The sequence below is a fragment of the Geodermatophilus dictyosporus genome (assembly GCF_900115505.1).
In the GTDB taxonomy this organism is placed as follows: Bacteria; Actinomycetota; Actinomycetes; order Mycobacteriales; family Geodermatophilaceae; genus Geodermatophilus; species Geodermatophilus dictyosporus.
Genome location: NZ_FOWQ01000002.1, coordinates 307,754 through 320,883 on the forward strand (window position 1 = coordinate 307,754; position 13,130 = coordinate 320,883).

Consider the following 13,130-nt stretch of genomic DNA (forward strand, 5'->3'; position numbering starts at 1 on the left):
ACAGGCCTGGGCGGAGCCCGCCCTCAGGCGGCCGGTTGCAGCAGTGGCGGCGCGATGAGGATCTCGGTGCCGTCGGGGCGCCAGGTGCGCCAGGTGTCGTCGGCTTGTCGCTCCACGCGGAAGCCGTAGTGGACCTTGGTGTGGTGGCGCTCGCACAGCGATGCGGAGTTCGCAAGGTTGGTCTCGCCGCCGTCGAGCCAGTGCACCAGGTGGTGCACCTCGGCCCACCAGGTGGGGGCGTCGCAGCCGGTGAACACGCACCCGCCGTCGCGCAGCTCCACGGCGCGGCGCAGGTGCCGATCAGCCAGCCGCTGCTCCCGGCCGAGATCGAGCGGTGCCCCGTCGGGGCCGAACACGACCCGGCTGATGCTGCCGTCGCAGGCCAGCCAGCGGGCCCGGGCGGCAGAGATGGCCGCGCCGAACCCCATCCGCCCAACCTCGGGGCCGGTGGCCGGGTCGACCAGGTCCTCCAGGTCGACCACGACGGCGACGTGCGGCTTCACGGTCCGCAGGATCGGCAATCCGCCGGAGGCCAGGGCGGTGTCGCACAGTTGCACCAGCGCATCCCCGAGGCGCTGGGCGCGGCTGCGCTCATCACCTGAGGACCGGTCGGCCTGCACGAAGGACTCCAGTGCGGCCTGCAGCTTCTCCCCACCGACCGCGTCGAGCTCCCCGCGCAGGGACAGCGTCCCGTCGGCGTGCTTCGCCAGCGTCAACCGACGCCCCTCGGTCGGGTCGGGCTCCGGCCCGTCCGGGTCGAGGCCGGCCAGGTAGTGCCGCACGGCACGCACGAAGTCCGCGTACGGGTGCTCGATCGCCAGCCCGGTGAGCACCGCATCGATCTCGGTCAGGTCCACGCCCTGCCCAGCGGCGGCCGCCAGCCGCTCCGGGGTGAGCACCGTCGCGGCGATCGACACCTGCTCGGCCGACACCAGCCCGGCGTCGTGCGCCTCGGCCAGCGCGGGCAGGTGCTCCAGCACCCGGGCGTTGCCCACCATCCGCGCCGCCGCGGTGGCCGAGAGCCGGCAGTGCCCGCCCAGCCAGGAGCGCATGCTCTTGAGTCCGTCGCGCTCGGCGGCCTGCCGGTGCTCCGCTGCCCGGACCAGCCGGGCCAGCCGGGCGTCCTCCCGGTTACGCGCGGCCACCGTGGCGGCGATCGCGTCGAGCAGCTCGCCGTCGGACAACCCGTCCGTCTCGATCGCCGCACTACTCGAACACATGTACGCATCCTATCGCCATCGGAGTCGTCGGGCGACCTGTATCCGCAGGTCGGAGCCGGTGTCCACAGAACCGGCAGGCACCTTGACGGCTATCCTGACCGACCTCGGTGCCGCGCGACCGAGCCGGACACCGGCGTCCAGGACCCGCCGAGAGCACGGGTCAGGGCTGGTACCCGGGGTAGTGGCCTCCCGTGTCCGTCCAGCCGACGAGCGGGAGCTGAGCGCCCGTGCGCGCGGTCCGGCTGCGTGGCTCCGGGGACCGGGTCGTGCCGGCGGTGGAGGACGTCGCCGAGCCCGCGGCGCCGACCGGCGACCAGCTCCTGGTGCGGGTCGAGGCGTGCAGCGTCAACGGCACCGACCTCGGGATGCTCGGCGCAGGTGTCACCGCCGCCGTCATCCGCCGGGTCGGCCGGCCGGGCTTCGACGTGGCCGGGAAGGTGCTCGACTGCGGTCCCGGGGTGACGGCCTTCTCGCCGGGTGACCGGGTCATGGCACTGCTGCCGCACTCCGGCGGCGGCCAGGCCGAGCGCGTGCTGGTCGGGCAGGAGCACGCCGCCCGCGTCCCGGCGTCCTGCTCGTCGGCCGAGGCCGCCGCCCTGCCCCTGGCCGGGCTCACCGCGCTGCAGGCCCTGTACGGCCGGGCGGCGCTGCGCGCCCGGCGGTCGCGTCGCGTGCTGGTCCTCGGCGCCTCCGGGGGCATCGGCTCGTTCGGCGTCCAGCTGGCCCGCCTGGCCGGCGCCCACGTCACCGGTGTGGCCGGTGGCCCGAAGCTGGACTTCGTCGGCCGGCTGGGCGCCGACGACCTGGTCGACCGGCACGAGCAGGACGTCACCACCCTCGGCCGCCGCTGGGACGTCGTCCTCGACACCCCCGGCCGGCTGCCCTTCTCCGCCGCCCGCACCCTGCTGGCGGACGACGGCGTCTTCGTCACCACCCGGGCCGTGGGCCGCGACACGCCCCGGGAGCTGGTGCCCGGCCGGTGGCGGCGCCACGGGCCGGCGTTCGCCGCGGTCCGGACCACGGCCCGGTCGGCCGACCTGTCCCACCTCGCCGCGCTGGTCGACAGCGGGCGCCTGCGACCGGCCGTCGACCGCACCGTCCCGCTCGACCGGGCGCAGGACGCCTACCGGCACGCGGCCGGCCCGGCCACCGGCAAGGTCGTGCTCACGACGTCCGCCACCCGCTGACCGGTCGCTGCTGCCGTCAGGTCAGCCGGTGGTAGCGGACCAGCGGCAGCGCGGTGAACCCGGCCGCCTCGTAGGTGCGGCGGGCCGGCGCGTGTCCCGGGTCGCCGCCGGTGCCGATGGCCACGATGCGCACACCCGCCCGTCGCAGCTGCTCCACCCCGTCGTCGAGCAGTGCCCGCCCGATCCCGCGCCGCTGCGACCCCGGGTCGACGGCGAGCATCTCGACCTCGCCGCTGCCGGGCTCGTCGTGCGCCTCGTCGTGGACGACGACGGCCACGAACCCGACCGGCCGGCCGTCCTCGACCGCGACCCGCACCCGCGTCCCCGGGTCGCGGCAGACCCGCTCGACCGCCTCGGCCTGCGACCTCGACCAGTCGGGGTACAGGTGCCGGTACACCGCCGGGCCGAGGACCGTCTCGAAGGAGGCGAACACCGGCGCCCAGGCCCGGAGCGACAGGGCGACCACCTCGCCCAGGTCGGCGTCGTGCAGGTCCCGGATCGCCATGCTCACGCCGTCAGGCTGACCGGCGCGTCAACCGAGTCCGTCGTCCTCGGGTGGCGGGGGCAGGTCGTCGTCCGGGGGTTCCGCCGGCAGGTCCTCCCCCGTCACCAGCGCCAGCAGGCCGGCCTCGTCGAGCAGGTCGACCGGGCGGACGGTGACGCCGGCGGCGACGTGGTGGAAACCCGCGCTCACCCGCTCGACCGGGACACCGGCCAGCCGCGACCAGCCCAGCCGGTAGGCGGCCAGCTGCACCGCGGCGGAGGCCAGCTCGGCACCCGACGGCGGCGGGCCGGTCTTCCAGTCGACCACCTCGAAGCCGCCCTCGCCGTCGCCGAAGACGGCGTCGATGCGGCCGCGCAGCGTCAGCGGGCCCAGCGGCGTCTCGAAGGGCACCTCGACCTCGACCGGCTGCCGGTCGGCCCAGCCGCTGGCCAGGAACGCCTCCTGCAGGGCCGCCAGCGCGCCGTCGGGCGCCGCGCCCGCGTCGCCGGAGCCGGGCAGCTCGTCGAGGTCGAGCAGGCGGGCGGCGCCGAAGCGCTCCTCGATCCAGGCGTGGAACGCGGTGCCGCGGCGGGCCAGCGGCGCGGGCGCCGACGGCATCGGCCGCCGCAGCCGGCGGGCCAGCCCGGCCGGGTCGCGGCGCAGCGCCACCAGCTCCGAGACGGACAGGTGGCTGGGCAGCGGCACCTCCACGGACGGCCGGGCGGCGCGCCGGCGCTCGCGCAGCAGCAGGTCGGCGTCGCGGACCCACTGCTCGACCACCGGGTCCGCGGTGCCGAGCGCGGCGTCGGGGTCGAGCGGGTGCGCTGCGGACCCGGCCACCAGCTCCGCGGCGGCGGTGAGCGCGCGGCGGCGCGGCGCGGACAGCGGGTCGGCCGGCCACACCCCCACCGGCCACTCCTCCAGCGCCGGGTTGGTGGCGCCCTCCTCCGGCCGTTCGGCCCAGGCGACGACGACGCCGGCACCGGCGCCGCACGCCCGGCGGACCGTGTCGAGCAGCACCGACGGCCCGTTGGGCCGCACGCCCTCCCGCCACCAGCTGCCCGAGCAGACCAGCAGGTGCTTGGCGCGGGTGACCGCGACATAGCCCAGCCGGATCTCCTCGCTCTCGCCGAAGCCCTTCCACTCCTCGACGTAGTCCTCCAGCGCCGCCCGCACCGCCGCCTGGTCGCCCGAGCCGGGCACCGGCAGGCGCAGCTGCGGCAGCTCGTCGCGGTCGGTGGTGCGCAGGTCGACCGGCACCGCGCCCGGGTCCCTCACCCACGAGTCGGCGGTGTCGGTGCGGGCCGGGAACTGGTCGGCGGTCATGCCGGGCACGGCGACGACGTCCCACTCCAGGCCCTTGGCCGAGTGACCGGTGAGCAGCTGGATCGACTCCGGGTCGACCGCGACCTCCCCGGGCTCCAGGCCGCGCTCGCGCTCCTCGGCGTCGCGCAGGTAGCCGAGGAACGCCGGCAGCGAGGGCAGCTCGGCCAGCTCGGTGAACTCCGCGGCGACGGCGTGCAGCGCGTCGAGGTGCGCCCGCGCCGCACCCGGGCTGACCCCCGGTGCGCTGGCCAGCTCGGTCTCCAGCCCCAGGGTGCGGGCCACCTCGTCGACCAGGTCGGGCAGCGCGTCGCCCAGCCGGCCGCGCAGCTGCGCCAGCTCCCCGGCCAGCCGCCGCAGCCTGCGGTACGCCACGGCGGAGTAGGCCGACGGGTCGCCGAGGTCGTCGAGCGCCTCGACGAGACTGCCGCGCTCGGACGGGCGGGCCGCCGGGTCGTCGTCGTCCTCGCGGGCGGGCCTGCGCGAGCGCACCAGCGTCCGGGCGCGCGATTCCAGGGCGGCGAGGTCGCGGGGGCCGATCCGCCACCGCGCCCCGGTGAGCAGCCGGCCCATCGCGTCGCCGGCCGAGGGGTCGACCAGCACGGTGAGCGTGGCGACGACGTCGGAGACCTCGGGCACCTCCAGCAGCCCGCCCAGCCCGACGACGGTGACCGGCAGCCCCCGGGCGCGCAGGGCCGCGGCGATGCCGGGCAGCTGGCGGCGGGTGCGCACCAGCACCGCGGTCGTGGGCGGGCGCCCGTCGGGCCGCGGCGGCAGCGCGGGGTCCTCGCCGCGCCAGCAGGCGGCCAGCCGGTCGGCCAGCGCCTCGGTCTCCTCGGCCACCGTGGTGTACAGGCCGGCGGTGACCAGCCCGCCCCCGGCGGTCGGCGCGGGCGTCAGGTCGGGCAGCGGCACGTCGGGTGCCGGCAGCAGCCCGGCGACGGCGTTGGCCACCTGGAGCACCGCCGCGTCGTTGCGCCAGCTCGTGGCGAGCGTCAGCCGCCGGGACTCGCGGCCGCGGACGCCGGGGAAGGTGCGGGCGAAGCGCTCGATGGTGCCCGCCGACGCGCCGCGCCAGCCGTAGATCGACTGGCGCGGGTCGCCGACGGCGAGCACCGCGTGCCCGCTGGTGCGGCCGAACAGCGCCTCGAGCATGCGCAGCTGCCCGACGCTGGTGTCCTGGTACTCGTCGAGCAGCACAACCTGCCAGCGGGCGCGCTCGCGGCGGCCGACCTCGGGCGCGGTGACGGCGACCCGCGCGGCCAGCGCCACCTGGTCGGAGTGGTCGATGGCCCCGGCGGCCCGCTTGCGCGCCTCGAACGCCGCCACCAGCGGCAGCAGCGCCACCCGGGCGCGCTGCCGGGCCAGCATCTCCAGCACGGGCGCGTACGGGCCGCGCTTGCGCGGGGCGTCGGGGTATCCGGCGATCCGCGCCTGCAGCTGCGCGGTCCACTCGCGCAGCCGCTCCGGGGCGATGTCGTGCTCGCCGAGCTCGCCGGCCAGCGCGAGGACGTCCTCGACGGTGGTCAGCGGGGTGAGCGGGACGTCGTCCATGTCGCCGGTCCAGCCCGACACGACCGCCGCCGCCTGCCCCCAGCACATCGCGGGGCCGAGCACCCCGGCACCGGGCTCGACGCCGATGCGCAGGCCGTGCTCGCTGACCAAGGACGCGGCGTACCCGTGGTAGGTCGACACCGTGGGCACCGCCACGGCCAGCCGCTCGCGCAGCTGCGCGTCGGTCTCCGGGTGGCGGGCCAGCGCGGCGAGCCGGATCCGGATGCGCTCGTTGAGCTCGCTGGCGGCCTTGCGGGTGAAGGTCAGCCCGAGGATCGCGTCGGGGGCCACCAGCTCGTTGGCGACCAGCCAGCAGACGCGGGCCGCCATCGTCTCGGTCTTCCCCGAGCCGGCGCCGGCGACGACGACGAGCGGCCGGTCGGCGGGCGCGGACACCACCCCGGCCTGCTCGCCGGAGGGCGCGTAGGTGAGCCCGCAGCGCTCGGCGACCTCGGCCGGGGTGAGCAGCCGGCGCGGCCGCTCCGGCACGGGCGCCGACCCGAACAGCGCGTCGTCGTCGAAGGACAGCTGCTCCTCCGGCGGCGCCGGTGTCCGTCTGCTCACGCGGTGACCTGCCGGCCGCGCTCGCTGAGCGGGCAGCTGCGCCGGGCCGGGCAGCGCTGGCAGTGGCTGCCGCTGCGCACCTCGAAGGTGGCCGCGCCCATGCCCTCGCCGACGTCGGCGACCAGCTCGCCGGCCCAGGTCTCCCCCGCCGGCAGCCCCTCGGGCAGCGGCTCCTGCGCCTGCTCCTTGGCCTTCGACCCGGTGCCGACCTGCAGCAGCGCCGCGCCGCCGGGCTCGCTGCCGTGCTCGCCGAAGGCGCCGGCGGCCACGGCCACCTGGTAGGCGGCCAGCTGCCCGTGGGTCTCGACGTCCTTGGCGTGCGTGCGCCCGGTCTTGAGGTCGACGACGACCAGCCGGCCCTGACCGTCGCGCTCGAGCCGGTCGACCTGGCCGCGGATGCGGGCGCGGCCCACGGTGACGTCGAAGTCGGCCTCGGCGGCCACCAGCTCGCGGCGGTTGGCCGCGTGCCAGCCCAGGAACCGGTCGAGCATGTCGCGGGCGGCCACCCGCTGCCGCTGGTCGGCCCAGCCCGGCCCCAGGTCGAGCGCGTCGAGCTCGGCGGCGAGCGCGGCGGGGGCCTGCGCCGGCGGCAGCCCCTCGGCCACCTGCTGGGCCACGGCGTGCACCGCGGTGCCGACCGTGCGGGTGGCGTCGGGCGCGGCCTCCGCGCCGACCGCGCCGAGCACCCAGCGCAGCGGGCAGCGCTGGAAGGTCTCGATCGCCGAGGGACGCACCCGCACCGGGTCGGTCTCCGGCACGAGCGGGGCGTCGTCGGACAGCGGGGCCAGCCCCCACCAGTCCGTGGGCGCGGCGCCGGGGACGCCCTCGTCGGCCAGCCGGCGCAGCACGGCGGCGGCGGCCGAGCGGCGGGCCGGCTCGGTCTGCGGGTCGCTGACCGCCCGGCGCAGGTCGGCGACGAGCGCGGGCAGCCGCAGCGAGCGCGGCAGCGGGGTCAGCGGCCGGCCGTCGTCGGGCGGCGGGACGACGAGGTCGAGGAAGCGCGAGGCGGTGGCCCCGGCGTCGGGACCGTCGAGCGCGCCCTCGACCGCGGTGACCACCAGCCACCGGCGGGCCCGGGTGCAGGCGACGTAGAACAGCCGCCGCTCCTCGGCCAGCAGCTGCGCGCGCCGGTCGACCACGGTGCCGTCGATGCCGGCGACCCGCTCGACCAGCAGCTCGGTGCCCAGCAGGGTGCCGCGGTCGCGCAGGTCGGGCCAGATCCCCTCCTGCACGCCGGCCACGCACACCACGTCCCACTCCAGGCCCTTGGACGCGTGCGCGGTGAGCAGCCGCACCGCCTCGGGGGCGCCGTCGCGGACCGCACCGGAGAGCCCGGGCAGCTCCTGCGCCGACAGGTGCCCGACGAAGGCACCGACGGTGGCCGACGGCAGCCGGTCGACGAACCCGGCGGCGGCGTCGAACAGCGCGACGACGGCGTCGAGGTCGCGGTCGGCCACGGCCCCGGCGGCCCCGCCCACGGCACTGGCGCGGGCCCAGCGGGCGGCCAGGCCGCTGCGCTGCCACATCGCCCACAGCACGTCCTCGGCCGACCCGTCGCGGGCGAGGGCGACCCGTCCGGCGGCAAGCACGGCGGCCACCCGCCGGGCCGGCCGGGCCACCGGCTCGGGCAGCGCCTCGAGCAGCGGCTCGTCGGCCAGCGCCGTGGCCAGGGGTGCGCCCCGCTCGTCGGCGTCGACGCCGCGCTCGGCCTGGGCGATGCGCACCGCACGGCGGAGCCGGCGCAGGTCGAGGACGGTGGCCCCGCCCAGCGGCGAGGCGAGCAGCGCCTCCGCGCCGGGCTCGTCGAGGGTCAGTGCCCCGGGCTCGGTGCCCGGGTGCGGCAGCAGCGCGGTGAGCGCGGCGAGCAACGGCGCGACCGCCGGCTGGGCGGCCAGCGGGACGTCGTCGGCGGACACCTCGACGGGGACCCCGGCCGAGGTCAGCGCGCGGCGCAGCGGGGCGATCGCCAGCGCGGCTCGCACCACCACGGCCATCCGCGACCACGGGACGCCGTCGACCAGGTGGGCGCGGCGCAGCACGTCGGCGACGTAGGCGGCCTCGACGCTGGCCGAGCCGAGGACGTGCACCTCCGCACCGCCCTCCTCGGCACCGGCCACGGCCTGCAGCCGCCGGTGCTCCCAGGGCCCGGGCAGCGCCTCGGCCACCCGGCGGCTGACCGCGAGCAGCCCGGGCCCCGACCGGCGGCACACCCCGAGCGACAGCCGCCGCGCGGGCCGGCCGTCGACGGTGCGGAACCGCTCGGGGAACTCGACGATCCCGCGCGGCTCGGCCCCGCGGAAGGCGTAGACCGCCTGGTCGGGGTCGCCGACGACGACCAGGTCGCCGCCGCCGCCGGCGAGCAGCTCCAGCAGCTCCACCTGCGCGGGGTCGGTGTCCTGGTACTCGTCGACGAACAGCCAGCGGGCCCGCTCGCGCTCGTGGCGCAGCAGCTCCGGGTCGTCCGCCAGCTCGGCGATCGCGGCGCGGACCAGCTCGGCGGGGTCGTAGCCCGAGGCGTCGCCACCGCCGGCCGTGCTGAAGGCGGTGACCGCCTCGTACTGCTCCAGGAACGCCGCCACGTGCGCCCAGGCCTCGGTGCCGGTCTCGCGGCCCCAGGCGGCCAGCAGCTCGGGGTCGACGCCGCGCTCGGTGGCGCGCAGCAGCAGGTCGCGCAGCTCGCCGCGGAACCCGGCGGTGCCCAGTGCGGGCAGCAGCGACGCCGGCCAGCGCACCGCACCCTCCCCGGCGAGGTCACCGCGCAGCAGCTCGGCGACCAGGGCGTCCTGCTCGGCGGCGGTCAGCAGGCGGGGCGGGGCCTCGCCGCGCAGCAGCGCCGCCCGCCGCAGCACGCCGTAGGCGTAGGAGTGGAAGGTGCGGGCCAGGGGCTCGCGGATGGTGCGGGCCACCCGCGCGGTGATGCGGGTGCGCAGCTCCGCGGCCGCCCGGCGGCTGAAGGTCAGGACGAGCAGCTGCTCGGGGTCGGCACCGCGGTCGATGCGCGCGGCGACGGCCTCGACGATCGTCGTCGTCTTGCCGGTGCCGGGGCCGGCCAGGACCAGCAGCGGGCCGCCGGGGTGGTCGACGACGGCCTGCTGCGTGGGGTCCAGCAGCGGTGACCGCGCCGGCGCCGGCGCCGGCTGCACGAGCCGGTAGACCGGCGCCGCCTCGTCCCCCCGCAGTGCCACCCCTCGATGACACCACGGCGCACCGACATCGCGGCGCAGCGCCGTCGGGCCGGCTCAGTACCGCACGCGGTACCAGTGCTCGGTCTCACCGGGGAGCCGGTCGAGCAGCACCTGCGTCCCCCCGGGGACGTCGAGCACCCGGACGCCGTCGCCGAGCAGGACCGGCGCGAAGAAGAGCAGCACCTCGTCCAGCAGCCGGGCCTCGACCAGCTGCCGGGCCACGTCGGCACCCAGCACGTCGACCACGCCGTCCCCGGCGGCCTCCCGCGCCAGGTCCACCGCCCGGTGCAGGTCGCCGGCGAAGGTGACGCCCTCGGGGGCCTCCGCCGCCGGCCGGTGGGTGAGGACGACGACCGGTCCCGACCACTGCCCGCCGAAGGCGCCCTCGCGGTCGGTGCCCCGGTTGGGGTCGTCGCCGCCGAAGGTCCGGGCGCCGACCAGCACCGCCGTCACCCGGCTCACCAGCCGGTCGGCCGTGGGGTTCGGCGTCCCCAGGTGCGGGGTGAGCCAGGACATGTCGCCGCCCGGGCCGGCGATGAAGCCGTCCAGCGACGCGGTCGCGGAGTAGAGCAGGGTGGCCACGGTTCCTCCCGGTCCGGTCGTCGGAGGGGCGGACCGCCGCGGCACGCCGGACTCATCGGCTCAGGGCCAGCCGACGGCGGCGAGGTCGACCCGGCCGCCGCGCACCGGCACGCCCTCGGCGGCCAGCAGCGCCAGCTGCCGCACCCGCACCGGCTCGGCGCAGGTGCCGTCGGCGCGCAGCACCCGGTGCCAGGGCACGGCCGCCCCTCCGGAGGACAGCGCCCGCGCCACCCGCCGCGGCCCGACGCCGACCAGCCGGCCGACCGCGCCGTAGGTGCTCACCCGCCCCGGCGGGATCGACTCGACGACGTCGAACACCGCCTCGTCGACGTCGGCCGGGTCCGCCGGGGCCCGGTCGACGGGTTCACGCACGGCGGCCGAAGCGGGCCAGCAGGCGGTCCTGCGGGGAGGCGCCGTCGGGCACCTCGAGCGGCGGGTCGAACAGACCCGGGACGCCGTCGCCGGGGAGCCGGTCGGCGAGCGCCCCGGCGGCGCGGACCAGCGCCGGGTCGAGCTGCTCGTCGCCGCCGGTGGCGCGGGCGAGGTCCCAGGAGTGCACGGTCAGGTCGGCGGTGAGCTCCTCGACGTACTCGCGCGCCGGCGTCGGGCCGCGGGTCAGGTGCACCGTGCCGCCGTCGAGGTCGGCGCCGGCGACGGCGGCCAGCGCCTCGTCGGCCACGGCCTCCCACGCGGTCAGCGGGTCCGGGGCGAGCAGCGCGTCCGTACCGGCGGGCACCTGCGCGGCGACGTCGTCGACCGGGTCGCCGGCCATCAGGCCGGGCACCCAGTGCGCCTCGCCGACGAGGTGGGCGACCAGGTCGGCGACGGTCCACCCGGGCAGCGCCTCGAGGTCCCACTGACCGGGCTCGACGGCGTCGACGCGGTCGGTGAAGGCGGCCTGGGCACGCTGGTAGAGCTCGAGCAGCTCGGTGGCGGGGGTCGGCACGGGTCCAGTCAACACAGCCGCCGAGAGCCCGGCACCCGCAGTCGGGTGCCGGGCCCCCGGAACGACAGGAGGCGCTCGCTCACCCCGCCCCGGGATGCGGGACGGACACCACCGTGAGCGCCTCGATGCCCGCGAAGTCCCGGGGGTTCGAGGTGTACACCGGCAGGTCGTTGGCGACCGCGATCGCGGCGATCACGGCGTCGAACGCCCGGGCCCGCACCTGGCGGCCGGAACGGCGCAGCTCCGCGGCGACACGACCGAAGGCCCGTGCGGACGCCGCGTCGAACGGCAGCGGGTCGAAGGCCGCCTCCACCTCCTGCAGCCGGACCTGCCGGGCGGCCCGCTCCGCGGGGTCGTCGGTCACGAGCGGGCCGACGGACAGCTCGGCGAGGGTGACCGCGGTGATCACCGGCTCCGCGGGCAGGTCGTCGGGCCGCAGCCGCTCCAGCAGGACGACCAGGTTCGTGTCCAGGACACCCGTCGGGTGTGCGGTCACAGCGACTGGTCCACCACGGCGTCGACGTCCCGGCGCAGCCGTTCGGGATCGACCGGCGGCAACCGGCGGAAGCGCTCGACCAGGGTCGAGGCGCTCAGCCGGGCACCGGGCAGCGGTGTCAGGCGCGCCACCGGCGTCCCGTCCCGCGTGATGGTCACGTGCTCACCGGCCACCACCCGGTCCAGCACCTTGCCGCCGCTGTTGCGCAGCTCCCGCACCGTCGCCTCGGACACGCCCTCACCGTATCACCGGTGAGACAACAGGACCGGCCGAGGGGACGCCGAGGGCCCGGCACCCGTGGTCGGGTGCCGGGCCCTGGCGAGGGACTCGAACGGCCTCGTCCCAGGGCCCCGCGGCGCGCGGAGCGTGTCGTGGGGAGGGACGAGGTCCTCTCAGTAGGTGGGCAGGGTCTTGTCGATGCGGGTCGCCCACGCCGTCACGCCGCCCTGGACGTGCACGGCGTCCTTGAAGCCGGCGTTCTTGACCGCGGCCAGCGCCTCGGCCGAGCGGACGCCGGTCTTGCAGTGCAGCACGATCGGCTTGTCCTGCGGCAGCGAGGCCAGCGCGCGGCCGGAGAGGATCTCGTCCTTGGGGACCAGCTTCGCGCCGGGGATGGACACGATCTCGTACTCGTTGGGCTCGCGGACGTCGATGAGCTCGAAGTCCTTGCCGGCGTCGATCATGTCCTTGAGCTCGTCGACGGTGATCGTCGAGCCCGCGGCCGCCTCCTGGGCCTCGGCCGACACGACGCCGCAGAAGGCCTCGTAGTCGATGAGCCCGGTGATCGGCTCGCCCTCGGGGTCCTTGCGCACCTTGATCGTGCGGAAGGTCATCTCCAGGGCGTCGTAGACCATCAGCCGGCCGAGCAGCGTCTCGCCGATGCCGGTGATCAGCTTGACCGCCTCGGTGGCCTGGATGGCGCCGATGGTCGCGCACAGCACGCCCAGGACGCCGCCCTCGGCGCAGGAGGGCACCATCCCCGGCGGCGGGGGCACCGGGTAGAGGTCGCGGTAGTTGGGCCCGTGCTCGTTCCAGAAGACCGACACCTGGCCGTCGAAGCGGTAGATCGAGCCCCACACGTAGGGCTTGCCGAGCAGCACGCACGCGTCGTTGACCAGGTAGCGCGTGGCGAAGTTGTCGGTGCCGTCGACGATCAGGTCGTACTCGCGGAAGACGTCGAGCACGTTGTCGCTGTCCAGCCGCGTCTCGTGCAGCCGGACGTCGATCAGCGGGTTGATCTCCTTGACGGAGTCCCGCGCGCTCTCGGCCTTGGACCGGCCGACGTCGGACTGCCCGTGGATGATCTGCCGCTGCAGGTTCGACTCGTCGACGGTGTCGAACTCGACGATGCCCAGCGTGCCGACGCCTGCGGCGGCCAGGTACATCAGCACCGGCGAGCCGAGGCCACCGGCGCCGACGGCGAGCACCTTGGCGTTCTTCAGCCGCTTCTGCCCGTCCATCCCGACGTCCGGGATGATCAGGTGGCGGCTGTAGCGGCGGACCTCGTCGATGGACAGGTCGGCGGCGGGCTCCACCAGGGGTGGCAGGGACACGCTTGACTCCTCGGTTCGCGACCAGCGGCCCGCGCG

Annotated in this window: 11 protein-coding genes; 1 reads left to right on the plus strand and 10 read right to left on the minus strand. The window is 77.0% G+C overall.

The window, feature by feature from the left end:
* Positions 1 to 23 precede the first annotated feature (23 nt).
* Positions 24 to 1,220, minus strand: a complete 1,197-nt coding sequence (locus BMZ33_RS05035; protein ID WP_091108476.1) for an HNH endonuclease signature motif containing protein — start codon at positions 1,218 to 1,220, stop codon at positions 24 to 26.
* Positions 1,221 to 1,447: 227 nt separating this feature from the next.
* On the opposite strand from BMZ33_RS05035, the gene BMZ33_RS05040 reads away from it, so the two are divergent.
* A complete protein-coding gene (locus BMZ33_RS05040; protein WP_091108478.1) occupies positions 1,448 to 2,407 on the plus strand; it encodes an NAD(P)-dependent alcohol dehydrogenase in 960 nt (319 codons plus the stop codon).
* A 16-nt stretch (positions 2,408 to 2,423) separates the two neighbouring features.
* Here the strand turns inward: BMZ33_RS05040 and BMZ33_RS05045 are convergent, their stop codons facing one another.
* The 9 genes from BMZ33_RS05045 to moeZ all read right to left on the minus strand — a co-directional run bounded on the left by BMZ33_RS05045 (position 2,424) and on the right by moeZ (position 13,094).
* A complete protein-coding gene (locus BMZ33_RS05045; protein ID WP_091108876.1) occupies positions 2,424 to 2,912 on the minus strand; it encodes a GNAT family N-acetyltransferase in 489 nt (162 codons plus the stop codon).
* A gap of 27 nt (positions 2,913 to 2,939) precedes the next feature.
* Complete coding sequence (locus tag BMZ33_RS05050) at positions 2,940 to 6,332, minus strand: ATP-dependent helicase (RefSeq protein WP_091108479.1); 3,393 nt, start codon at positions 6,330 to 6,332, stop codon at positions 2,940 to 2,942.
* Positions 6,329 to 9,517 carry an ATP-dependent helicase gene (locus tag BMZ33_RS05055; RefSeq protein WP_091108481.1) on the minus strand — a complete coding sequence of 1,063 codons (3,189 nt, stop codon included), beginning with the start codon at positions 9,515 to 9,517 and terminating at the stop codon, positions 6,329 to 6,331. The genes BMZ33_RS05050 and BMZ33_RS05055 overlap by 4 nt, the downstream gene beginning before the upstream one ends.
* Before the next feature lie 54 nt (positions 9,518 to 9,571).
* Positions 9,572 to 10,099: a dihydrofolate reductase family protein gene (locus BMZ33_RS05060; protein ID WP_091108482.1), complete on the minus strand. Its 528-nt coding sequence runs from the start codon at positions 10,097 to 10,099 to the stop codon at positions 9,572 to 9,574.
* A gap of 60 nt (positions 10,100 to 10,159) precedes the next feature.
* On the minus strand, positions 10,160 to 10,471 hold the full coding sequence (locus tag BMZ33_RS05065; protein WP_169063910.1) for an MGMT family protein: 312 nt from the start codon (positions 10,469 to 10,471) through the stop codon (positions 10,160 to 10,162).
* Positions 10,464 to 11,045 carry a TIGR03086 family metal-binding protein gene (locus BMZ33_RS05070; RefSeq protein WP_091108483.1) on the minus strand — a complete coding sequence of 194 codons (582 nt, stop codon included), beginning with the start codon at positions 11,043 to 11,045 and terminating at the stop codon, positions 10,464 to 10,466. Before BMZ33_RS05070 ends, BMZ33_RS05065 begins: the two co-directional genes overlap by 8 nt.
* 79 nt (positions 11,046 to 11,124) lie before the next feature.
* A complete protein-coding gene (locus BMZ33_RS05075) occupies positions 11,125 to 11,541 on the minus strand; it encodes a type II toxin-antitoxin system VapC family toxin (protein WP_091108484.1) in 417 nt (138 codons plus the stop codon).
* Entirely contained in the window at positions 11,538 to 11,774 is a 237-nt protein-coding gene (locus BMZ33_RS05080) for a type II toxin-antitoxin system Phd/YefM family antitoxin (RefSeq protein WP_169063911.1), read from the minus strand. Before BMZ33_RS05080 ends, BMZ33_RS05075 begins: the two co-directional genes overlap by 4 nt.
* Before the next feature lie 159 nt (positions 11,775 to 11,933).
* Positions 11,934 to 13,094: an adenylyltransferase/sulfurtransferase MoeZ gene (gene moeZ, locus BMZ33_RS05085; RefSeq protein ID WP_091108485.1), complete on the minus strand. Its 1,161-nt coding sequence runs from the start codon at positions 13,092 to 13,094 to the stop codon at positions 11,934 to 11,936.
* Positions 13,095 to 13,130 lie beyond the last annotated feature (36 nt).